Origin of the sequence: uncultured Psychrobacter sp., assembly GCF_947488565.1 — a bacterium.
Lineage (GTDB): Bacteria > Pseudomonadota > Gammaproteobacteria > Pseudomonadales > Moraxellaceae > Psychrobacter > Psychrobacter saeujeotis.
The window spans coordinates 461976-485596 of the sequence record NZ_CANKZC010000003.1 but is presented as its reverse complement, the minus strand read 5'-3'; the positions used below and the strand labels follow the sequence as shown (position 1 = coordinate 485596).

19 protein-coding genes and 3 pseudogenes are annotated in these 23621 nt (G+C 34.9%); 6 read left to right on the top strand and 16 right to left on the bottom strand.

Annotated features, from left to right (window positions below; genetic code table 11):
* The first annotated feature begins 261 nt into the window (after nt 1–261).
* Nucleotides 262–3195, top strand: a complete 2934-nt coding sequence (locus Q0890_RS09180) for an NERD domain-containing protein (RefSeq protein ID WP_299219784.1) — start codon at nt 262–264, stop codon at nt 3193–3195.
* 8 nt (nt 3196–3203) lie between these two features.
* Nucleotides 3204–5555 (top strand): hypothetical protein, encoded by a 2352-nt coding sequence (locus Q0890_RS09175; RefSeq protein WP_299219781.1) that lies wholly within the window; start codon nt 3204–3206, stop codon nt 5553–5555.
* Between the two features lie 290 nt (nt 5556–5845).
* Here the strand turns inward: Q0890_RS09175 and Q0890_RS09170 are convergent.
* From Q0890_RS09170 to Q0890_RS09145, 6 genes and pseudogenes are all read right to left on the bottom strand, one after another.
* Nucleotides 5846–6299, bottom strand: a pseudogene (locus Q0890_RS09170) (transposase).
* 5 nt (nt 6300–6304) lie between these two features.
* Nucleotides 6305–6547 (bottom strand): annotated as a pseudogene (locus tag Q0890_RS09165) (transposase); the annotation flags it as partial.
* A 60-nt stretch (nt 6548–6607) separates the two neighbouring features.
* The gene (locus Q0890_RS09160) at nt 6608–6742 is read right to left on the bottom strand and encodes a hypothetical protein (RefSeq protein WP_299219778.1); all 135 of its coding nucleotides are present in this window, start codon (nt 6740–6742) and stop codon (nt 6608–6610) included.
* 141 nt (nt 6743–6883) lie between these two features.
* On the bottom strand, nt 6884–7309 hold the full coding sequence (locus Q0890_RS09155) for a LexA family transcriptional regulator (RefSeq protein WP_299219775.1): 426 nt from the start codon (nt 7307–7309) through the stop codon (nt 6884–6886).
* Nucleotides 7310–7325: 16 nt separating this feature from the next.
* On the bottom strand, nt 7326–8084 hold the full coding sequence (locus tag Q0890_RS09150; protein ID WP_299219773.1) for a DUF4113 domain-containing protein: 759 nt from the start codon (nt 8082–8084) through the stop codon (nt 7326–7328).
* Between the two features lie 3 nt (nt 8085–8087).
* On the bottom strand, nt 8088–8690 hold the full coding sequence (locus Q0890_RS09145) for a hypothetical protein (RefSeq protein WP_299219769.1): 603 nt from the start codon (nt 8688–8690) through the stop codon (nt 8088–8090).
* A 380-nt stretch (nt 8691–9070) separates the two neighbouring features.
* Between Q0890_RS09145 and Q0890_RS09140 the strand changes: the two genes are divergently transcribed.
* The 3 genes from Q0890_RS09140 to Q0890_RS09130 all read left to right on the top strand — a co-directional run bounded on the left by Q0890_RS09140 (nt 9071) and on the right by Q0890_RS09130 (nt 11842).
* Nucleotides 9071–9754 carry a hypothetical protein gene (locus Q0890_RS09140; RefSeq protein ID WP_299219766.1) on the top strand — a complete coding sequence of 228 codons (684 nt, stop codon included), beginning with the start codon at nt 9071–9073 and terminating at the stop codon, nt 9752–9754.
* 288 nt (nt 9755–10042) lie between these two features.
* Nucleotides 10043–10633: a GTP-binding protein gene (locus Q0890_RS09135; RefSeq protein ID WP_299219764.1), complete on the top strand. Its 591-nt coding sequence runs from the start codon at nt 10043–10045 to the stop codon at nt 10631–10633.
* A 300-nt stretch (nt 10634–10933) separates the two neighbouring features.
* Complete coding sequence (locus tag Q0890_RS09130; protein ID WP_299219761.1) at nt 10934–11842, top strand: viperin family antiviral radical SAM protein; 909 nt, start codon at nt 10934–10936, stop codon at nt 11840–11842.
* A gap of 395 nt (nt 11843–12237) precedes the next feature.
* On the opposite strand, the pseudogene Q0890_RS09125 reads toward Q0890_RS09130, so the two are convergent.
* The 3 genes and pseudogenes from Q0890_RS09125 to Q0890_RS09115 form a co-directional block, all read right to left on the bottom strand.
* A pseudogene (locus tag Q0890_RS09125) lies at nt 12238–12482 on the bottom strand (DDE-type integrase/transposase/recombinase); the annotation flags it as partial.
* 14 nt (nt 12483–12496) lie between these two features.
* Nucleotides 12497–13144: a hypothetical protein gene (locus tag Q0890_RS09120; protein ID WP_299219759.1), complete on the bottom strand. Its 648-nt coding sequence runs from the start codon at nt 13142–13144 to the stop codon at nt 12497–12499.
* Between the two features lie 279 nt (nt 13145–13423).
* Entirely contained in the window at nt 13424–14110 is a 687-nt protein-coding gene (locus Q0890_RS09115; RefSeq protein WP_299219757.1) for a HEPN domain-containing protein, read from the bottom strand.
* A gap of 214 nt (nt 14111–14324) precedes the next feature.
* Between Q0890_RS09115 and Q0890_RS09110 the strand changes: the two genes are divergently transcribed.
* Nucleotides 14325–15023, top strand: coding sequence for a hypothetical protein (locus Q0890_RS09110; RefSeq protein WP_299219754.1), 699 nt, complete (start codon nt 14325–14327; stop codon nt 15021–15023).
* Nucleotides 15024–15032: 9 nt separating this feature from the next.
* On the opposite strand, the gene Q0890_RS09105 is transcribed toward Q0890_RS09110, so the two are convergent.
* From Q0890_RS09105 to Q0890_RS09075, 7 genes are all read right to left on the bottom strand, one after another.
* Entirely contained in the window at nt 15033–15551 is a 519-nt protein-coding gene (locus Q0890_RS09105; RefSeq protein WP_299219751.1) for a helix-turn-helix domain-containing protein, read from the bottom strand.
* Between the two features lie 296 nt (nt 15552–15847).
* A complete protein-coding gene (locus Q0890_RS09100) occupies nt 15848–16579 on the bottom strand; it encodes a YaaW family protein (protein ID WP_299219748.1) in 732 nt (243 codons plus the stop codon).
* 89 nt (nt 16580–16668) lie between these two features.
* Entirely contained in the window at nt 16669–17667 is a 999-nt protein-coding gene (locus tag Q0890_RS09095) for a hypothetical protein (protein WP_299219745.1), read from the bottom strand.
* On the bottom strand, nt 17651–19564 hold the full coding sequence (locus Q0890_RS09090; RefSeq protein ID WP_299219742.1) for a dynamin family protein: 1914 nt from the start codon (nt 19562–19564) through the stop codon (nt 17651–17653). The genes Q0890_RS09095 and Q0890_RS09090 overlap by 17 nt, the downstream gene beginning before the upstream one ends.
* Nucleotides 19542–21638 carry a hypothetical protein gene (locus tag Q0890_RS09085; protein WP_299219740.1) on the bottom strand — a complete coding sequence of 699 codons (2097 nt, stop codon included), beginning with the start codon at nt 21636–21638 and terminating at the stop codon, nt 19542–19544. Before Q0890_RS09085 ends, Q0890_RS09090 begins: the two co-directional genes overlap by 23 nt.
* 297 nt (nt 21639–21935) lie before the next feature.
* Nucleotides 21936–22556, bottom strand: a complete 621-nt coding sequence (locus Q0890_RS09080; protein ID WP_299219737.1) for a WYL domain-containing protein — start codon at nt 22554–22556, stop codon at nt 21936–21938.
* Nucleotides 22557–23340: 784 nt separating this feature from the next.
* Complete coding sequence (locus Q0890_RS09075) at nt 23341–23610, bottom strand: type II toxin-antitoxin system HicB family antitoxin (RefSeq protein ID WP_299219734.1); 270 nt, start codon at nt 23608–23610, stop codon at nt 23341–23343.
* Nucleotides 23611–23621 lie beyond the last annotated feature (11 nt).

Genomic DNA, 23621 nt, shown 5'->3' with positions numbered 1-23621 from the left:
TTCCTGGCTGGCAAGACACTAGCTCTGGTGAGCGTGAAGTATAATGATCATTATGCAAAGCACTTTTCAAAAATCAGCAATACAAAGACCAAGAATTGTTTGATCGGGCTTATGCGTATATTAAAGACTACTGTTAGATGCATATGTCTGCATGTTTTATGAGGTCAGAAACCTATATTTTAACAGGGACTATAGTATTGATAAGAATTTTAAGATACAAATAACATATAAACGTAACTGATTGTTAAATTAGGAAGTAGTATGCTTGAAGTCAGACGCGGTTCAGCAGTCCGAAGCTATGAAAACACTTTTTTCAGAGAGTTTGCCAAAAACTTATCTGAGCTATTTAATAAGTATAACCTTGAAGGCGTACTTTTAGGCAACTCTCAGTGTATACATTCTGAAAACCTACAAATTGATGCACTCTTAGTCGTAAAAAATACAGTTTGTATCATAGATTTTAAAAACTTTGAAGGTACTATAGAACTTCCGCTATCTGAATCGTTTGCAACAGAAATCTGGACTAACGAATCAAATGATATGATTAAAGGTGGTAGTCATATCAATCCATATAAGCAACTATTTCAACAAAAAAAAGCGCTCACTTGGGTTTATCATAACAGCAAACTAAAGACCGACTTAGGTAAACGCTTCAATCCTTCACATACCAAAAAAATTGTCTGCTTTCATAATCCTATCACTCTTAATGGCAACATCCCTCCTAAAGATGAGATCGATTTTTTCATTGCCCACAAAGAAAACTACCTAGAAATCATTAAAGATGTTATCGACGTAATTGATGAAGAAATAGATCTTAATAAAGAAGCATTTGAAATTTTTAAAGATATATTCGAAGCTGAGCCTTTTTCTCTAACAGAGTCCTATGATAAGCCTACTTCAGAACCTCCTATCACAGAACAAACTGAAAATGATAGCTCTACGCTTTTACCTAGTCAGATCAAAGCTTTAGATATAGCAGAACAGTTTTTAAATAATAAGGAGGAGAATGTACTAATACTTCAAGGGCCTGTATCCAGTGGAAAGTCTTATCTAACCGATTTTATAAAAGAACTAGCATTTAAATTCGGTTTCCTTCAAGTTGAATATCTAGCCCCTACCTATAAGGTTATCAAAAATCTACTTGGGGACTGTGAAGACTTTAATAGCTTATATAGCTACATATACGGCGGAAAATGTAAGAAGGTTACAAATGATTCTGACAATACAGATGACAGTGACACTACAACCCTAGAAATCGTACCTATTAAAGAGTGTCATGATGATGATAATACTCTTTACATAGTAGAAGAGGCACACTTAGTTTCAAATGGCTTTTCTCAATCTTTTAATAAACAGTTTGGTTCGGGTAGATTGTTAGCAGATTTTATAGAGTTTCTTAAACTCAGCGAATCAAATCGTAAAGTAATATTTATTGGTGATACATATCATATTAGCTCAGGTAGTAAAGATGAGTCCTCTCTCAATGTAGATTTCTATGAACCTCACTATGGCTTTAGACCTAAAATATTTAAGATACCATTATCTCAAGATATTTATGCGGAAAATCTTATTATTAAAGACTTAGTATCAAGCATAGACTCACAAAGTTTTAATAACCTGACTATTGATAATTCTTATGGTGTAAGTCTTTTAAATAAAAAAGAGGTTTCATACAAGGATAAGCTTGTTGGACTCATTAAGGAAAACCTCGATAGTAACTTTAAAATATTAAGTTATAGTAATAAAGCTTGCCATCAAGTTAATGGTTGGATCAAAAAATCAATTTTAAACAATGGTTCTGATCTTGCTATTGATGACCTGCTACTTATTAATAATAACTTTAACGCGCCAATATTGGGTGAGACTCCAAATCGCAACAAAAGAGTTTTTAATGGAGATTTTGCTTGGGTTGATTATATAGACAGCGTTAAAACAGAAATTGTACCTATTCAAAATAAGACACCAGTCACGCTAAAATTCAGAGAGCTTCACCTCAGACACTGCGACTCATGGCAAATATTTAGCGTTTATTCTCTTGAAAACTATCGTGAAGATGAGCTGCTCGATGAAGAGAAACTAGCGCTTACTATCTTAGTGAATATCAAATTAAACGAGTATATGAAGCAATACCCATTCAATGGTTCAGAAGCTGAGCTTAAAATGTTTGTTTCAGAAGAATATCGTACGCAGAAAAATAGTGTAGCGAAACTAGAGACAGCTTTAGAAAATAAGGAACGTGTCAAAACCAAACTTGAGAAAGAAAAGACTGAGCTAAGAAAAATAGAAAGGAAATACAAGAATATCCATAAGGAGAATATCTCAAAAGAGTTAGCCTCAAATAGCTCAAGTGATTATTTTAAATATCTGAATTGCGTATTTTTAAGATTTGGCTGGTGTATGACTGTACATAAATCATTACCTTATAAATGGCAACATATCTTATTTGATGCTAATCCAGCTAATCGAGGAATAGTAAATGAAGCATATTTTAGTTGGCTATATTCTGGTCTAACTCGTTCAACTAATAAAATAACCTTAATCAACTTCACTACTATTACGCCTTTTTATAAAGCAGATATAGTAGATAGATCCGACGCACAAACTCATGCTCTGCCCTATCTAATTATTGATAATTCAATTGAGATGGCTGAATCTGATGAGTTACCCCTGAATGATAATGATTTTAAATCAACAATAGTTCAACTATATAGATTTGTCGAAAAACTAGTAAACTCTGAGAACTTAGATATTACTTCAGTAACTCATAACAACTATCAAGAAGTGTTTCAAATTACAGATGGTATTAATAGTTCAAAAATAGTCTTTTGGTACAACAAAAAAGGAATAATTAAATACCAAGATCCTGCTGGCAACTCAGCAGACTTAAATAAAACCATTAGTGATCTTTTATTAAATTACGAAGGTCTGAAGGATTTTGATAGTCTCAATCTAGATTGGAGAGCTGATTGCTATAAACTATTAAATAACAAGCTCAGTAAGTGTGGATACTTCATGCACTGGATAAATTCAACTAACTTTAAAGACATTGTAAAAATTGCTAACACCGAGTCTTTCGTTGGTGTCGAGTTTAATTACGATAGCGATGGTCTCTTTTCCAAAATAAATATAACAACTAGCTCTGATCAATATATTAAAAATACAATTGTCACAGTATTACACTCGTTTAAAATTTAGGATTTAAAATGGCCCGTATGAGAAGATCATCATTCAACCAATCAAGACACCAATCGGACGCAATGGACAGTAAGAAGGTATTTGCTCTGAGAAAAGAAGGTAAGCTACAAGATGCTTACAATCTTGCAGTCTCTTTACTAAACTCTGATAAAGATGATGAGTGGAATAAAAGAGCCATGGCTTGGGTGTTAGTAGATATCATTAAAATAGAAATTAATAACAATCTACAAAATGCGATATCTTGTTTTAATCAATTAATATCTCTAAAAATTAAAGATGACATCCTTGAAAAGCAGATTAAATACTTACAACCTAGACTAGCACCAGTAAATAGTGAGATTGAAAAAGCGAGTACATTAAGTAAAAACGGCAGTTATTTAAATGCCCTAAATCAATTTCGTCAAATATTTAAAAACAATACCAACCTTTTTCAGACGCAGCATGATGCATATGGATGGGCTATCTACCGCTACCTAAAGAATGAATTCGAATCCATCTCATCTATTGAAGTTAAAAGAATACTATTTGAATATAACAACCTTCAGTCTGAAAGACCAAGTATGCTGCACTCTCAGATTCTCAGGTTTGTTATAAACTATGTTAGATACAACCAAAATATTGATATTTATAAATACTTTTTAAATTGGGATCCTTCAAACCTTATGGATGAGGATACTGAGAAAAATAGCTATGATGGTAAGGTTTATGACTCCCTCTTGGAAAATTTAGTCAAAGCCTTTGTTTACTCTCCATCACGTATTGACTTTGACTTATTAGATCAAAAAATTGTGGTTTGGCATAACCTACCCCTTATTGATATCTATCGAGAAAGTATATTTTGGCAAATTTTTAATGCGCATAAAGAGAATCAACTTTCTAGGCTGTGGCAGTTATTTGATAACTATGCAGCAACTTACTCTAAGTATGGAGCAAGTCATTGGCACTCTGAGATACTCAACCTTGCTCAAAGATTCATGACTGAAAATAATTTATGGCGTTTCCCTCAGTTTTTACAAAGCTGGGATGTAACAAACTTTCAAAATGCTGACTGGAGAGGTGAGATCTATAATGATAAGCCTACTAAGTCTTTAGTAGCCAAAGCTCTTTCTCATATCCATGAATACTCTAAAACTGCTAATAATCCAAAGAATTTGGAGTGGATCTTACCCTTCTATAGAGAGGCTACTGAACGTCTAAGTGACGACATATGGTTACTTAGAGGATACTCTAACTTATTGAGTCTAACGGGTAGACAAGAACAGGCTATTGAGGTCTACAACAAAGTTTTATTAAACCTAAACAATCAGGCTTATGCTTGGCATGAGCTATATAAACTTATCAAAAGTCAGGACACTGACTTGGCCCATTCTATGCTGTGTATGGCGATTAGTAAACAGCCTAAAGAGGACTTCCTAGGCGATATTAGACTCGATCTTTCTGAGCTTCTTATTAATAAAAGAATGCTAGCTGAAGCAAAAAGAGAACTTCTAACTTATAAAAGCTTTAGGGAATCAAAGGAGTGGAAACTATCTGACAGATATAGTCAGTTATACCAAGCAGCTGAGAGTGCTAACTCTTTGGACTACGACAAAAGTTATTATAGAAGCCATTCTAATATTGCCGAAGAATATTTATATAAAGATATAGAGTGGCAACCGTTTTTAATTTATCGTTCTTGGATTAGTAAAAAGAATAACGAAGAAATGATTGCAATAACAGACTTAAAAGATACTGAATTAGCTTTCAAAAAAAGCAAGTTCCCTACACTCAAGCAATCTCAAGTAAATGAGGTTATATCATGCAAAGTACATTTTGATAAAGCTAAAGACAGATACAACGTACTACTAGCTAATAAATCTGATATAGCTTATGAAGAATTTATTAACGAAGCCTCTACAGCTCTTGCTGTAGTCGATCATATAAATCAAGAGAAAAAGCTATTCCACTACTACTTTAATGAAGCAGTAGAAGGTATTATTAGGTTCAATGATACCGACTTGAGACCAAATGTAGGTGAATGCCTATCTATAAAATACTTCATGTCATTTAATAGTAAGTCTAACAAGAAAGAAACTCAAATTGTAAAGGTATCAGCCACGTCAGAAACGAACCCCTCTTTGATTAAAACAGTCGAAGGAACAATGAACCTAAAGTATAAACACAGTGGAAGAACCTTAGAGTTTGATGAAGCTTTGGACTCAGGCCTAAATGTAGCTAAACCGGACTTTGCCTTTATTGAAGATTATTATGTACATCGCAAGATACTAAATAAACATAAAATAAACTCTAATAGAGATATAAAAGCTAAAGTAATTAACGAGAGAGGGAAATGGTCTGTAATAGACTTAAGCCCCTTCTAGAAAGTGGGGAATTCCATAAATTAAAGCTTATCGAGACCATCCCGAATTCTGTGTAATTGCCATTCAGATTAGATGCCTGCTGGGTTACTCAATACACTACTTTGAATGCCGCCTGACCAGATGAGAACATCTTACACTTATTTATCGCCATACGAATCACGATTTTTAATGATTCTATAGCATTTGTAATATAATTGACATTCTCTAATGTCTTTAGGATACTCGGAGAACACCGTTAAGCCCTCCCAGTGGTTATGCTAATACTTGACCACATGCGGATACTCATCACCCTACACCTCATCAAAGTGCTCAAGATTAGCCTCTGCTATCTCAAGCGTATCAGCGCCGTAGATGGCCTTTAAATCAGCCGCTACGGCCTTTTTATCCGTCCATGGTATAAACTTCATGGAGTAACGCACCATATGCACGATACACAGCTGAACCTGAGCGTTGGGATAAACGGTGTTGATAGCATCAGGGACTTTTAAACCATCGACACAGGCAATGAGGATATCTTGTACCCCGCGGTTTTGTAGTTCAGTGAGTACGCCAAGCCAGAACTTAGCGCCCTCATTCTCTGATAACCACATACCAAGCAGCTCTTTTTTACCATTAAGACCGACGCCTAGCGCCAGATAGATAGCCTTGTTGATGATCTGCTTGTCTTGACGTATCTTCACGACGATGCAGTCTAAGTAGACGATAGGGTAAACAACTCAGTGGCCGGTTCTGCCATGCGGTGATGTCCTCTAAGATATTATCCGTGACTCTTGAGATAAGAGAGCTTGAGATGTCGACATCTCAAGCTCTTTAATGCTCTCTACAATCTCGGTGGTGGTTTGACCTTTGGCGTAAAGGAATATGATCTTGTCATCAAGGCCACTAATACGGGTTTGATGCTTACGCACGAGTGTAGGCTCAAAGTCACTATCACGGTCTCTTGGGGTGGATATCTCAAGATCGCCTGTGCCACTGCAGACGGTTTTTTTAGTGTGACCATTACGCTTATTGGGCTTATCGGCTTTTTCATGCTTAGGGTAGCCGAGATGGTCTCACATCTCAGCCTCTAAAGCAGTATCGATAAAGGACTGCATGAACTGCTTTTGGAAGTCTTTGATGTCATTAAAGCTGTTCATGCTATTAGCCATTTGCTCGGCCAGTTTTTTAATGTCAGTTTGCTTAGTCATTGCTTATTCTCCTGTTAGGGGATTATAAGCAGTTATACAGTTTTTAGGAAACTCCCCTGCTATTCGTATAAACTCATAGCCAAATTTCTAGATACGGCACTTTTAACTGCCTAACCTATAAATCGTACTAACCTATTACACTCACCTCTTAAACCGCCTAACACTACTCACCACCACCCCAAACAGCTCAAGCGACCCTTTCACCACGATATCTGCATAGTTCTCATTATGGGCTCGTAAGATAATATGCTCACCAAGTATCAGCTGCTTGGCGGTAAAGCCGTCATCGACCAGTGCAATGACAATGTCTTTATTCCTAGCACTTAGTGAGCGATCTACAATCAAGATATCATTAGGATAGATACCAATATCGATCATGCTGTCGCCTTCAACTTCCACTAAGTAGGTTGTCGTTGGGCTATGAATAAGCAGTGTGTTTAGATCAATACGGTTTTGCACATAGTCCGTCGCTGGGCTTGGAAAGCCTGCTTTGACTCTATCGTTATAAAGCGAGAGCAATACTGTCTCACCTTCATCGGTGAGCCTACCTATTATCTTAACCGTCATTGAGTCCACCTCTGGTTTAATCTACTTTGGGTATTTGCTTAATATTCGTGGTATAGCAAGGCGATAGCATATCCCGGCTCATCTGCCATGACTGCTTATCCTTTATTCCCTCACTAGCGATAAACACAGCAGCTTGCTGACTACTGTTTTGGCCATACCTTTTATTGAGCTTATCCACCACTGCAATGACCTCTGCACTTTTAGCACTTTGAGTGCATTGTTCGCTAGTTCTATAGCCACTATCACTTTGTGCAAACAAATCAGGCTGTACCTCATCATGCGAGCAGATATCAAAGAGCATAACGCCCGCTTTCGCGTAGCGAACATCTTTTTTAAATATCTGCGTCAGTATTTGCCGAGCTGCCGCTACCATCACTCTGGTATCAGCGGTAGGCGTTATAAACTGACATTGACCAGATATGAAGGTATAGCTCTCGGTCTTACTAAACGGACTATTCTTAGCAAAGACGCTTAAATAGTGACAAACGCTGTCTTGTTTACGTAGTTTGCTTGCCGCTTTTGCTGCATGACTACAGACTGCTTGGCTCAGCTCATCAGGGCAAGTAATACAAGTGGAGAAAGAACGAGAGGAGATGATCTGCTTTTTAGCTTCTAGTGCTTCGATACCAAGACAGCTTTGACCATTTAGCTCTAAGCAAGTGCGCTCTAGCACTACCCCAAAGTGTTGTCTTATTTTCGCAGGCTCACAGATGGCGAGTTGATAAACCGTATGAATACCCATCTTATTAAGTCTGACCTTGTAACGACGACCCACGCCTTAGACCTCACCAACATCGGTGATCTGCATGATGCGTCTTATCCATCGAAGGTTATCTAGCACGCAAACGCCTTTAGTGGCGGGGTGCTTTTTAGCGGCATAGTTGGCAAGCTTTGCCATGGTTTTAGTACTACCCATACCCACACATACCGGAATACCGGTGTACTGCTCAACGATGCTTTTGAGCTTACGCTCATAGCTATCAAGATCCGTCATAGCAGTCGGATAATCGGCTAAGTATAAAAAGGCTTCATCGATAGAGTAGACTTCAACGGTAAGACACAGTTTCTCAAGGGTGCTCATGACTCTGTGAGACATATCGGCATAGAGGGTGTAGTTAGAGCTAAAGACGGTAACATCGTTTTGCGCGCAGAAGTATTTAACCTGAAAGTATGGTACGCCCATCTTGATACCAAGTCGCTTTGCCTCGCTTGAACGCGCTACCACGCAGCCGTCATTATTAGAGAGAACAACCACCGCCTTACCTCTTAGGTCAGGACGAAAGAGCTTCTCACAGTTGGCATAAAAGCTATTGCAATCAACGAGCGCATACATGGTGGTCTCAGTAGGTGGATGGCATATAAAAAAGGCATAACCAATCACGAGTATTTACGTGATCAGAGATGCCTTTGATTGTAGAGATAGCGTACTTGAAAACTCAAGAGCGAATAAAAGGTAGACGACGATGGTTGTCGTGAGGGTTTTGAATAATACTATGAAACTGTAAATTTCCAACCAATAATTATACTTAACATTGAATGGGATCTATATTCACAAACACCTTACTCTTTTTACTAAGTAACAATGCCTGTTTGATAATGGCTGTAGAATCAAAATTTTGCAAAAATACAGTTATCTATTATTCATAGGCTAGCCTAACTATTACTCATTAAAAGATTCAAAAAACTGACAACTGTTTAACAATTTATAGTATCCTTTAATCAACATCAATCCAAAGCTCAACATATTTAACAGGTATTTTTATGAGTATCCATTCTTCACTGCTAGTTACTTCTCTTTTTAGTGCAACTTTTATTTTGGTCGGTTGCGCCCAAACTAATGCGGTCACGCAATCTGTAAGTAATGCTGCTACTGAAACTGTCGGTGGCTTTAAAACTGCTTTTGAAGATTATGCTAAATCTAACAAATCAAAAAATCGACAAGAGCTAGCAAATGCCTATCATATGTTTGGTTGGATGGAAGACGGTTGTATTGGAGATAGCTCTGCTGACTATCAGAAAATTGGACTTCTAAATCAACAGATGGTTGCTAATATTAAAGCCGTTCGAGATCTGCCAGTCGCGGATTCTGTCACAGGTGACACCTATGAGTTTTATGTTACACCTAGGTCACAATGGCATCCTGGCTTTGATCGTCTTCTTGACAGTGTCAACATGGACACAAATTACGAATATACTGAGTATCATTTTAAGTTTAGAGACAATGTTTTCTACCGTGGTCAACCTTTGGCAGAATATCATTATAAATTTAGACCTGAGTCTGAAGGCGGCAAAGAAGTTTTAAAGTTTGCAGGAGACGCTGATATAAATAGTATTTGGCCTAACTTCAAAGGTCGTCAAGTTGAAGATTGGATGGATGGTAGCCTATATGAATCTAAGGCTGAATACGACAGACAGAACAAGACAATCACTTGTTATTTTGATTAGATCATGAAGTCATTAATTATCTACAAACAAAGAGAGTAATCATAATGAATTGCAAAACCTTTCCTCTGAGTATGCAACTGTACCAATAATGACATATTCAATATTTTCTTCTCTAAAACATTGATCAGCCGTTTAAACGAGTCGTGGAATTTATTCATTCAGTCATCTGATTCGAATAACCTTAAAAATTCCATTGACTCACTCACATCTACCTACCCAGTTATATGTCAGTTATTGTCAATGGTTACTCATCGTCTTGCAGAGCTTCTAATATAATTATTTTCTCGTTTGATCAATACATTAAACGCTCTTTTCGGCGGGAAAATAGCTAAAGTTGGAGAAGGTGTCGATCCTGAGACTATGCAAGTCGGTCACTATGAGTTAAATGACTCATTAAGAATATGGGATAGCCCAGGTTTGGGAGATGGCGTAGCGAGCGACAAGAGTCATGCTAAAAGGATTACAGATAACCTCTGTCAAACTTATACTCATGACAATGGTCAATGGGGTTTTATAGATTTAGTACTAGTTATACTCGACGGCTCCTCTAGGGATATGGGTACATCCTATCGACTATTAGAACAGGTTATTCTTAAAAACATACAACCAAAGCGTGTCATTGTAGCAATTAATAAAGCCGATATGGCGATGAGTGGAAGATCTTGGAATAGAACTACTAACAAGCCTGAAAAAAAGCTATTGCACTTTCTTAAGGATAAAGCAGCTTCCACACAAAATCGACTTTATGAAGCGACCTCTCTCAAAATTAAAAAACCCGTCTATTATTCAGCTGATAAAGGCTACAATCTAAATGCTCTTATGGATACTATAATAGCTCATATTCCTAATGGAAAAAGACGTTTAAAGCTGGTCTCTTAGATGTGATGACAATCAATATTATTAATATTAGCTTCAAACAATCAAAAATGCTCTTCTTCACTTGATTGTTTTCGTCCTTAAATCTTATAAATATCTGCAATTATAGCAGTCAAGTACCAGCAAGACTATTCTCAAACTATAAGGGTGTAAGTTGGCGCTAATATATCTATAAGCAGAATCTCATGTGATTTTCTGATTAACCTACTAAGATACATATTCTATTATTTGATGAATGCGTTGTAATATTCGATCATTCACGTTCAAGAAAAAAATGAATGTTGATATAAAACAAGGACAGTTATGGACAACGAAACTAAATACCAGAAGGAATTGATAGTAAATTGGCACATTACGGAGGCTTGCAATCATCGTTGCAACTACTGCTTCGCTAAATGGGACAAACAAAACAACGAGCTGATGAATAACGAAGAATCGGTTAGTAAGTTAATGGATGAAATTCAAAAACTTCCCTCAATCTTAAATAATAAATATTTAACTAAGTTTGAGAGCATTCGACTGAATCTGGTCGGTGGCGAAACATTTTTGAACCTTAGAAAGGTTACAAAAATTATTCATCAGGCAAAACAACGCCAATTTAACTTATCTGCAATCACAAATGGTAGTCGATTGAATGATGAGTTAATCGAGCTCATAGCAGATAGCTTCGGTAGTATTGGTTTTAGTGTCGACTCTCTGGAAAATGCTACTAATATAGAAATCGGTAGGACAGAAAAAAATAGCGTAATGAATACTAACAAAGTACTTACAAATATCAATCATATTAAAAAACTTAATCCCAGCATAGACATTAAAATTAACACTGTAGTCAGTAGCCTGAATCGATTAGAAAATTTATCAACATTCATTGACAAGGCTTCACCTAACAAATGGAAAGTGTTTAAAGTATTACCAGTTGTTACTCGAGAAAATGAGATATCTCAATATGACTTTATTCAGTTTGTACAACGTCATAGTAAGTTCGAGGATATCATTTCTTCTGAAAATAATGACGAGATGACTGATTCTTATCTAATGATTGATCCTATAGGAAGGTTCTTTCAGAACTCTATTCTTGGTAATGGATATAGCTACAGCCGCCCAATCATAAACATTGGAATTGATAAAGCTCTCGATGAGACAAAGTTTGATGCTAACAAGTTCCATAATCGCTATAGAAATAATTTGATTTCCTCACATCAAGTTTCTTAAATTACTTTATATGACACTCTGTATAAAAGACTAAATCATTTTTTACCAACCATTCGAAGAAAAAGTAATCAGCAACTTTCATGAAAAATGCAGTTAGTAAATTAAGCAGATAAACCGTATTGAACCGCCCCGACTTTAACGGAGGCTGATTTACTTAAGTCAAGCTGCAATGACTGACTTAAGTAAATTATCATAACACCGTTTTTCAGACTCAAAAGGTGACACATAACCGATTTTGTTATGAGGTCGTGTTTTATTGAATCAATCCACTCATTCAAGCATGACTAATTCAATATCGCTAACATGGTAATCATCCTAAGTCTAAGATATCTAATTAAGCTGCATAGTTTAGTCTCTTTATCGGAGCGTTATAAAAGCAGCTACCCTGCCAGAGATGAGCCTTTAAACTTATGCTGCTTGATAATAATATTCATTGCTATAATACTGACGCACTTTATCAGAATACATAATTAGCTCATGACTGGGTCGTTTGTTCTTGATATATCATACTGAGTGCACAGCAAACTAAGTTTGTTGTCATACGCTCGTTCATTGCATAACATACAAGCTATTTAGTATAAAACTCTTTGACTCCAACAAAATACAGCCAACCCTCACTTTTCTGAATATAAGTAATATTACCACACGATCAGCCTATGCAACTCCATATATACCTTCTATCCAACAACAGTCAGGCTCATCAATACGAATAGGAGCGCACCAAAAACTTATATTATCTTCAAACTGATTGTATATAGCACTTTCTATAACACTGAACTTATTAAGCGATAACACACTATCAGCTTTGATTCTAAGTATTAGTAAATTAATACTAATATTTTCAGGAATTTGACTAAGTGTTTCAGTAATTGCCTGCTCCACCCTATCTAATCGATCATTACCCATCCTAATAGACTGTATAAACTGAGCAGGTTCAGTATGTTGCAATGTCTCTTTTATGATATTAAAGTCTATAGTTGCTAGATCATTGCGTCTATTTGAGAGAACTTCAAATACTTTCATCACTTGTTGCACCTCATCAGGCTTACAACGGATGATACTATCCGCCACATCAAGATTGCCAATACAATAGTTAGTAGTTTGTAAGCCAATTAACAATAATGCTCCTGTCTTATCTTTTAAACTGATGAGAGATTGTTGATCCCAATCATCGCTGACAATAAAAAATGCAAATTCGGTTAAACTGTAGTTATCTTTTTCTAATGCATATAAAGTACTAATAGCAATACTATCTAACCAGCGCCTTTCTTTATTTAAACGCTCACTTTTCGCTTGAGACATTGTATTTGCAGAGATGTCAAATACATCAGCCTATGCACTTAGCTCACTTATCCACGGGTCAATAGTTGAGTTATTATTATCTCCTGGGTTATTTTCCAACTTAAAACTCCTTGATGTTAATTAAAGCGCTTAGCAACTGTTAAAGCCTAATCTGTATAAAGCTATAAAATATTGGGCAAGCAAATTTTGCTAATATTTTTGAAGTTATTCACTCTATTAAATCATCACGATGAAATGAGTAAGCTATTTATTTATAGCATATAGGCTTGCCAATACAGACTATTCAAATGACGCCTCATCAACAGGCGGGTAAAATGGCCTACCCCAATCCTGTTCAGGATGGTTCATCATAATATCTATAATTAAAGGCAAAAAGTCTCCTAAAATATTAACCGCGTCCTTAACTTGTTTACGATTAACTGAGCTCGCATAAGTTGCTCCGCCATGAACTATTTGATTGCGTATGGTATAGAGACGTTCGAATACTATTGTCAATAGTAAATCAGTGTTGTTTTTATCACTCAAATACTTTAATGCTTGCTTTTTGTCTTTGTCAAAATCTTCTTCCCATGCTTTTTTACTAAATGTGCCGTTTTGATATTGCCAGAATGCAGTAAAAGCATACTGATTATTCAACAACGTGCGAATAGACTGCGGATAACGATTCCAAATTAAATCATAAAGTCTTTCTTGTTTATCATGTTTACCTATTTTTCTAATAAAATCCTTAAATGAAGACTTATCAGATACACCTCTACTTTGATTTAACGGTAACTCATCAGCATACAAGGCATTAAAGCTAATCCAAAGCGTAACAAAAGCCAAGTCACTCTCTTCAGTTTTTGCTAAGTCATTGGCTTTAGCCAGCCAGCTTATAGCCCTATAAATGCGTAATGAGAAGCCATCTCCAACATTATGCTTGTTATATGCATGCTTTTTTTTGAGAGCGTTTACTATTACATCCATGGTTAGTCCTTGCTAATGGTTAAGTAAAAAATGATCAGGCTTATCAATTTAAATAAGTAAATTAAAGATAGCACATCTAATATGATTATTAGATAATTGTTAGGGTTTGATGCGTCACTATAAGACGTATCATGACTGTTTTATATTTCTAATACACACTTATTTTGCTAGCCTATTACTTTAATCGAGTTTATTAATAATAAGGTTAGATAGCGTGAACAATAACTCTACCGATATCATTAAGCGACAGTTACTGATTATTCAGTTGTTATTAGAAGGTAAGTACGTCTCTACTAGACAAATACAAGAGCATTTAGCGACACAGGGTATCGATACTAAGCTGCGATCAATTCAACGAGACTTAACAATGCTCGAAGATATATTACCCGTGGAATGCTGTAAGGATGACAAGCCTTATAGTTGGCGATGGCAAAAACTGAGTAATACCAAATCAAATCAATTAAGCCTGTCACAAGCTATTGCACTAAGGCTCGTTGAAACTGAGCTGAAGGGCGTGATACCCAATGACCTATATGAAAGGCTTGAGCCGTTATTTGTGAAATCAAATTTTGTCACTGGGTTATCACAAATAGGTAGTTGGGATAAACTTGTTTCTCAAGATGGACCAAATTCAGAATCAACAATACACACTGAGCAAGGCGATAATAATTTTCGTGCTTTTCCAAAAAAATATATCTTCCCTACATCACCGTTTAAGAGCCTCATGGTGAGTCTAAGAATTAAATACGAACAGCGTAAGAATCTGGAGAAGACTAATAATTCCAAGCTCGGAATTAGGGATGCTAAAGATCTTAAAATTGTATTTGATGAGGAAAAACAACTTTTAGACGACCTTGCATCAAATCTGCAAGAAAATGATTTGGACTCACTAGCTAGATTATTGAATGAGTAAGTCAAGTTTTTAAACTATGATGATAGTTCTTATAGCGGTAAGCCTTTGACGATAGGGTTTGGCTTTGCGTCTTAAATATTGCCATAACGTGCCGCCTTGCCTCTTATCAGTCCGTAAGTAACGATAGATACTCATGTGACTGACTCCACTATGAATGCCTGCTATTTGCTCAGGACTCCATTGCAGTTTAAGCTTAGTCACTACCCAGTCCCAGACGTTAAAAATGATGGTGAAGGCGTTATTTGCTCGCCTCGCTTTAGCTGTGTTGTCTGCATGCTTTGCTCGGTAACCTCGTAGGCTTTTATTGCGCCTAAGCTCTCTTGATATGGTGCTTGAACTTCTGTCTAACGCCCCTGCTATAAATTTAATACTATGTCGTGCCCCTCTAAGGGCATGAATCTGATATCGTTCCCCTAAGCTTAGATGTGTATAGCTCATGGTTGCAATCTCACTTTGGCGGTGGATAGTAGCTTTGATGCTAGCGCATATAGGCCTCTTTTTCACCTGCTCTTTGATATTGCACTTCATGTGTTCATCTAAGATGTAAAAAAACCTAAATTATAAAGATTATACAGCTCGGCTTGATTAGTTTACTTCTTTTGTAGTAAATATTTCTTTGAAAATATGTTATGAGTCCTGAATATAGACTTGTCTAATAGTGTGAATCAGTAGTGTAGCTGTAGGAACTTAAAAGTGCTTCACCTAAAATAATACTAGTGATAGGAGTAGCCCTCCAGGCATTAGTCATTTAGACGTTCCGAAAACAACTCTACTATTAGATAGTTACCATCGTAAATACTCGAAGTTAAATATTCTGCTTTTTATTACCAAAACTTAAATCGTTTTCGATTAACTTTTTTTCTGAGCATGGCAACATGTATAACGCATGGTATAGTTACTTTGTAAGCAGGTCCAGACATATCTATAGCAGTCCATACGCCAGTTACTGCCAAAGCAAAAGGACCTGTAAGTAATGATGCTGACTTAACCAAAGCGGTATTAGTTGCAAACATAAGCCCTCTGCCTAGTAACATCTTAGACATTTGGTTAGCAATGATTAGCGTCATCTTATATGACCCAAAACCTCCGGATCTAAATAGTTGAATAAAACTTTTCGTAGAGAGAAGTGCTATATTAACATTGGACTTCCCTCCCATTTCCTTTAACAATAATCGTTTTTCTTCATCTGTCATTTTTTCCAGAGCTTTAGCTAGAATAACTTCAAATATCGCGTCTTCAATACTTTCTATACTATCATTTTTATTATAATTAGCTTTTAACTTAGAGGCTACGTCACATACAATTTCATGGTATGACGGCCCTTCGAAGCCACGAAACATATTCATGAATGAATTCCCTCCCATATCCCTTATTTCTTTTGCAATTAAATCTGCATATTTTGAATGATTAGGGGAGTTCTCTTTGTAGACTGTATCTACTACTAGATCACAAGAAAATTTCTTACTGAGATATTCAACTAATGGCTCAAGATCTTCGTTAGATGCTTTATCCAAAACAGTATTAAGGTTACTGTCATAAATATCAGTATTTTTCATAATTAGGTTCCAAGTCTGTATAGAGCTTTATAAGGTACTTTCAGAACATTTAAGCAGCGATAAAAATATATTTAGTTAAAATTTACGTTTTAAGAACTATACATTAAAAAGATAACGACTATAATTGCTATTAAACAAAAGCAGTTTAAAGTAATTAAAATTTTATTTGATAAGGATATTTTATTCAGTTTATTCTGTGCAATGTCATAATTACTATTTGACTTAATAAGTGCTTTATCCACGGTAGACTTTAGATCAAAGGTTAATTGCTCATATTCAGCTTCAATAGTCTTGTTAATTGAAGTGGTTTTTTCATCTATTATTTGACTGTTTTTATCTATTTGATGTAGCAAAGAGTCATATTTACTATAAACCAATTTATTGATAATGGAAATTTCTTCTAATAACTTACTAATATTATAATTATTTTTTTCAGAAAATAATTTTTCTAAATTAGAAGAGTGTTCTAGTAATATTTCTTTCTCTGTCTGGAAAACCTCTATAAATTTCTGATATGTATCATCAGTAAACTGACGGTTCTCATCTATATTACTTAATAAAGTATTAAGATTATTGTTTAGTAACTGACTGACATCAGAAATAGCCTGCAATATTTCTTTAGCTGTTTTCTTATGGCTCGAATCTGAAGATCGTAACAAGTGAATCAATAGCTCATTATTTTTGGTTAATTCTTGGTTGTGTTTTACTAAGGCCTCGGTAATGTCATTAGTTTTTTCACTATTACTAGCTTCTACGAAAGACCTTAAGTCTGTGAGATTGGTTTTTGTATCATTACTATGCTCATTAATAACATCTAATAAAATTTCAGATTTATTATCAATTTTTTTTATGGTTTTTACTGTATCCTCTAAGCCTACATCATTTTTTACAAAATCCTCAAGCTCAACTATTTTATTAATTAGCAAAATACTATTATTTTTAATTTCTTGTTTAGTATTATTTATATGAATACTGATATCGCCAACTATATCATCTTTTTGGTCAGAGTTTTTTTCTTCAATCATCGTACCGAATATATCTTGGACTAAAATATCAAAAGACTCTTCGGATTCATTTCTTTCTCTCATTTTTTCCCTCTACTACTTTAAAGTCAATATTCAATTGTCTGATTAGCATTATCCAATATAGCATTGTTATATTATCTGTTTCTTTTTTGGCATAACCTGATAATTTTTTAAGTGCTACTTTAAATTCGTTATTAACGAATACTGAGAATTTTTCGCTATGTTCTATTTCCAAATCACGACTATAATTAAAAATTTTGAGCTTATCTTCTAGACTTGATTTATCTTGTATTAAAATATATTTTGTTTTTACTAAATAAATTTTTCTTTTTTCCAACTTTGCAATAAAATTTCTATATTTACTAACCCTTAAGTTTATTTCTATTTTAATTTTATCAAGATACCCTGAAAAATGTTCTTTTAATGAATCTCTAATAGTTAACAATTGATTACCTAGAATCGCTTTTATTTTATTTAAATCATTATTGAATTTATCATTAAAAAAATATGTTTTAAAATTATAGTTCTTTAAGTGAGAATTCACATCATCAATATCATTCAAATATGGAAACTGACTAATATCAATACTACCTATACATTCTCGCTTTATTTCGTCCCATTTAATTTTAAATTTTTCAATATTTTGCAGTAAATATCCTGCTAATACAGTAGTATTTTTTTGTTCAGATTCTTTTACTGTTTCATATAACTCTTCGATGCTTGCTTCTGAAAACACGTTATTACATTTGTGATATAAGTTTTGTATTTCTTTTATTTGGCTATTAGTAGTCTCAATCTCTTCGTTAATAGATTTTCGGTAGTTATCGATAATATTATTATTTTCTCTTATTTCTTCATTTATGTTTGAAATCTCTTTTTCTAAATTAGCTAAAGTGATATTAACTTCTTGATTTTTCTCTAGCTTAAAATTTTTAGAAATTTCACCAATTTGATATCCATGACAAAGTCTAATGATAGGATTACTAGCAGAGTAAATAACCTCCTTTAGCTCATCGAAAAAGACTTTTCTAGTGTCTATTAGAGGTTGTTGCTCTTCTTTATTATCTGTTAGAAGCTTGTACCAACTATCTCCTACTTCTAATGCGTAAAGCTGACTTTTTACATCCGATCGAAAATCACTATCCAAAGTATGTATTTGCTTTTGGATATGAGTACGAACATCGTCTATATCTATAGACCCTCTGCTATCATAAAGTTGAGTACAGAGTTTTAGACTTGAATCATCTGAATAAAATCTAGTAAAAATAATCTTAAATCTTTGAGGGTTGACCTTCCATTTTTGTAAATTATCTATTTCTAAGTTTTCAGGTTGTACTACTAAACCCATATTATCAATAGTAGTGACTAATAGTACTAAATCAGATTTTTCGATTTTATCCTTGATTACTTTAGAGACGAACTCACGCTCGTTATCATTTTCTGCTTTAACGCCAGGTAAATCTCGAATGACAATATCTTTATTTTTAATTCTACTATTACTTATATATACTTCAGGAATACTAATATCAATTTCTTCTATTTTATACCGACCTCCCATATCTTCCATTTTGGAACGAATTTCTGCTAGCTCTTTCTTTGCTTCATCATTATTTAATTTTTTTCTATTTTTACTACTACTGTTAACTTCATTTATATACCAATAGTTGTTAATAGACGTTCGATATCGAACTACTGTCGCTGTAGCAGACTTTCCATAGTCTCTGTTCGCTCTAAGAACATTTTGAACCTTACCATGGTGTTCTGGAAGTACACCTATTAGCTCAAGAATTAAGGATGTTTTGCCCACTTGTGAAGGACCATAAACGGCTACAAATATCTGATCTTTAATTTCCTGTGTTGAATATAGGTCGTTATCAAAATTGAGCATAAACTTTGAGTGAGCTGATTTAGCCCACTCAAATCTATGTTGATAAACTTCAGACCAAGTTAATTTGTTCATTATTCAACACTCTCCGGACGTCTTTATGAGCATTTTTTAAATATTTAAGTGCAACCATTAGATGATGTTGAGTGTCTGTTGAACCTATACCATACATTTGCTCTAAATTTGAACGTAGGTATTGAGATATCTTTTGCATGTGCTCATCATATTCACTAATCACCATAGCGTTGTTTTTACGTCCTAAATCTTGTGCATATAATTCAATAAAGTTCTTATTAGATTTATCTGTTAGATTAACGGAGTTAGACACTTGATATGCAGTAAATGCTACAGCACCAACTGCCACTGCTAAACCAGCTACTCTAGTAGCTAACAAAGCAGCAGTTTGTAAACCATCAGTACTATTTGATGAGCTATCTGAAAAGTTAATTTTTCCATCAAGTTTACCATCCACCATGTCTAAACCTGTTAATGACCCAACGATACCCATAACTGTTTTGACACCTTCAGCAGTCGTATCAGTATCTCTAATCACATTTGTCATCAATGCTTGTAAGTCTTTTGTGTCGAGATTTCTACTTTCAAGCTTGTTCTTAAAACCATCAATATCTTCAGTTGACGCTAAATAAGCTATTTGAACAATGCGAGAGTACTCCATTGCTACAGCAGGTAATACTTCTAAGGCTTTTTCAATAATTTCTTTTTGATTTTTATTGCTACTACTTTGAGATGGCTCTTCTTTCCTTAATAATATACTAAGTCCCGCGTTAACTGATTCATGATAGTCTTTAGGAGACTCTTCATACTTATCCATTTTTTTATCAGAGTAACCTAATAGGTTGTTAGATGTATGCTCACTTAACTTCAAGTTCAACTTATTTTGAGCAGTATCATTAATAGCCCTTAAGTTCGAACCCATAATTTTTTCAGAAGTGAACTTACCTCTAACTCTTTCTATACGTTTGTCTTCAACCTTTGTACCGTTAAGTGTAAGTCGCTTAATCCCTATTTTGGTATTATTTATAAAACCTACTTCTTCATCACTGTATTCTTTCTTAGCTTGGTTGACCGCTATAGTAACTAAATTAGCAGTTTTCCTATTAAGCTCACTTGATAATTCTTGTTTGTATCTATTAGCAGATTTATCAAACTTATCTATAAGCTTGTTTACTAAGCTGTTTTGAGAGCTATCGCTAATCTCAGCATTTAGGGCTAATCCTTCAAGATCGTTTATGACTTCTGATAGGTCATTATTAATAACCTCTAGTAAAGTATGAATTTTTTTATTTTCAACAGCAGAGTTTTTATCTAATAAAGGTATCACAGCTTTTTCAAAATTATCTTTCCAGTTATGCAGATCTGTTCCTGTAAATATGACTCTATCGTCTGAAACCTTAAACACTTCTCTCGCTCGTTCAGTGAGCTGACTTACCTTTTCTTCATTATCACGATAGTTTTCTGAACGAGAAATAGCAATAACGGGTTGACGTAATTCTAAGCTTTCTGCTAAGTCATCAGTAATATCGGTTTGCACATGTGCTAGTCTTTCTTCACTAGTCACAAGGATAACGCCTAGAGCATGGGTCATAACATAGCGCATAAGCTGTTGCCAAGCATAGTTTTTATGTGTTTCCACCTCATAACCTGGTAATAACACCCAACCAAAGGGGATATCAAATACTATAGGTACAAATAACTTTACGTAAACGACACGCTCATCATCTTTACTATCGCATTCCCACTGAGAGATAGTCTTTTTAAACTCTTCTTTGGTACACTCAATCTCGGATTCTTTTTTTGTTTTTGTGTTAAAAACAATCTTACTAGCCGTTATTTCTGTAATGCCTTGCTTCTCATAAACAAATACAGGAACTTGCTCCCCTCGTCCACTATTAGAAGTAAGCCAATCCTCAGCATTGTAGATGGTGCTTAGCAAAGTGGTTTTTCCTGCTCCTTGTGTACCTCCAATGGCTACGAAGTATTCATTAGCTAACAATCGACTCAGACGAATTTTTCGATAAGTTTCAACAATTTTACTCAGAGTGTCTTTGCTACAACTATCAAGATCACAAGCAATGTTCATAACCTGTCTCAAGTTACTTTCTAATAAATTTAAATATTCAGCATTCATTTTTTACGCTCCATTTTACAATTCAAAAAATTGTTCTTACTCATTGAATAAATATACGTTTTAGTCTATAAACAATAAAAATTTTAATTATATGTATTTAATTATATAAATAAGTAATTCTTTAAGACTTTTGTCATCTGCTCCTGAACTTCACTCGGACTAATGATATGAATATGTGGTAACCAATACTGGACGATAGGCATAACTTCTCTTGGGTGCACATTTTTACAGGCTAATAGCAAATTACCACTATCCAGTTTGCGTATTAGTTCTTGATTGGGTAGTAGATCACGACGCTCAAAATAAATAACCAGCTACCTCAGCATTAACTTGTAATACGATCTCATTGATATGATTATCAAAGAACAAGCTGTCAGTGCTGATTAAGTCAGCCTTAATTTGTTCGTCACATTCGAAGCACTCATTAGTGATTACTAGATTGCTGATTTGCGTGAAGCAAAAAGTGCGTGTTTGGTATTTACGTCTACCCACTACATACCAAATACCATTTTTATTGAGTAAGTGATAAGGCTCTAAATAATGGTTCTTGCTATAATTAGCAGAATTCTGTTTGCCAATTTTTTGATAGTCAAAATTAATATATTGACTATTGGCAATAGCCTCGCTGATAGCTTCAAAGTCTTTACTTCGACTGCTAATATCTTCATATGCAAACCCTTTAACTAAAACACTTTGATTAAGTTTTTGCTGAAAGCACTGACGATCAATTTGTGGTAGTAGGTCTTGAATACTGGCAAAGCTAGCAAAACGTTTGATGTCAACTAGCTTAAAACAGCCGATATTTCTGGTGGCAAGACGATAAAATTGTGGGCCTGATTCGCTGAAATCTAAAAATGTCAGACGATTCTGAAAATCTCGTTTCAATGTGCGAGTAGAAACCTTATAAGTATCTGCCAACTCAAAAATATCTAAGCGCTCACCAGCGTTTAGTCGGATGATAATGTCAGATAAACGATACGCGAGACGTTTATGTTTTTTTATTTCCATTAACCTTACTCTGTTAGCACTGTATAAAAGAATTATAATAATCTTACATGAAACATACAGAAATGTAATTATGCACTTTTATCTAGATTTCTCAACCGATATTTAATGCTCTCATGTCAGTTTTTATCTAAGTTATTGATGTTTATGTTATTTACATGGCAAAGCTGATTCAGACTAGTAACACAATATTGAATTTGCCAATTATGATAATCCCTTTCATAAAAAACAATAGGAGCATGAATATGCGGTACCGGTACAAACCTAGAACTCACATCGACTTGTTTAGCAATAGTACGTTGTCCACAATGTCGCAAAAACTGGTATTTGACCAATTCGTTCGCACCCATCAGTTTGAAACACTCCCTGATTTATAAGGTGAGAAGCGTATAAAAATTCCACTGAGGTTTTAGCTTCGCAAGGAAAAATCCTTTTAATAGGATTTTTCGAAGACTGGCTATAATGATCTAAACAGAAAAGCACAGATTTCTATCAGTATTTACAGAAAAGCCGTCTACCAGTGTTACCTGGCAGACGGCTTTTTTTAGCCCCATTGATGGATACAACGAATTCGCTTTTTAATTTTCTAACAATTCTAACTTTAAAGCCTACACAATTTTGGTTAATTGAGCTGTAATGGAAATATTGAATCGCTTAATTCTCATCCATTGCACTCATTGGTTATTATTCAACTTCATCAATAAAGTTCATCTATTTGAACATCGACCGTTGCCCAAGACACTCCCTCAAAATCTGGATCATCTTTATAATTATCACTATCAGTAGGCATAGGAATTGGTTCGCCATCTTTCATCATGCCACTTATATGAAGCACAATAGCTTCTTTAGCATTTTTCAAAATATTTTCATATTCATCACTAGCTGAATAGCAGCCTGCTATATCTGGGATAATGATGCCATACGCAGTATTGTCATCACCTTGTTGAATTGCTATGGGATACTTCATCCTCAACTCCT

Bases quoted from the DNA above. Each gene is read 5' to 3' on its own strand.
- Q0890_RS09130 (WP_299219761.1), top strand. From the start codon at position 10,934: ATGGACAACGAAACTAAATACCAGAAGGAATTGATAGTAAATTGGCAC.
- Q0890_RS09105 (WP_299219751.1), bottom strand. From the start codon at position 15,551: ATGAAGTGCAATATCAAAGAGCAGGTGAAAAAGAGGCCTATATGCGCT.
- Q0890_RS09100 (WP_299219748.1), bottom strand. From the start codon at position 16,579: ATGAAAAATACTGATATTTATGACAGTAACCTTAATACTGTTTTGGAT.
- Q0890_RS09095 (WP_299219745.1), bottom strand. From the start codon at position 17,667: ATGAGAGAAAGAAATGAATCCGAAGAGTCTTTTGATATTTTAGTCCAA.
- Q0890_RS09180 (WP_299219784.1), top strand. From the start codon at position 262: ATGCTTGAAGTCAGACGCGGTTCAGCAGTCCGAAGCTATGAAAACACT.
- Q0890_RS09120 (WP_299219759.1), bottom strand. From the start codon at position 13,144: ATGTCTCAAGCGAAAAGTGAGCGTTTAAATAAAGAAAGGCGCTGGTTA.
- Q0890_RS09175 (WP_299219781.1), top strand. From the start codon at position 3,204: ATGGCCCGTATGAGAAGATCATCATTCAACCAATCAAGACACCAATCG.
- Q0890_RS09160 (WP_299219778.1), bottom strand. From the start codon at position 6,742: ATGACTAAGCAAACTGACATTAAAAAACTGGCCGAGCAAATGGCTAAT.
- Q0890_RS09115 (WP_299219757.1), bottom strand. From the start codon at position 14,110: ATGGATGTAATAGTAAACGCTCTCAAAAAAAAGCATGCATATAACAAG.
- Q0890_RS09155 (WP_299219775.1), bottom strand. From the start codon at position 7,309: ATGACGGTTAAGATAATAGGTAGGCTCACCGATGAAGGTGAGACAGTA.
- Q0890_RS09085 (WP_299219740.1), bottom strand. From the start codon at position 21,638: ATGAATGCTGAATATTTAAATTTATTAGAAAGTAACTTGAGACAGGTT.
- Q0890_RS09090 (WP_299219742.1), bottom strand. From the start codon at position 19,564: ATGAACAAATTAACTTGGTCTGAAGTTTATCAACATAGATTTGAGTGG.
- Q0890_RS09075 (WP_299219734.1), bottom strand. From the start codon at position 23,610: ATGAAGTATCCCATAGCAATTCAACAAGGTGATGACAATACTGCGTAT.
- Q0890_RS09140 (WP_299219766.1), top strand. From the start codon at position 9,071: ATGAGTATCCATTCTTCACTGCTAGTTACTTCTCTTTTTAGTGCAACT.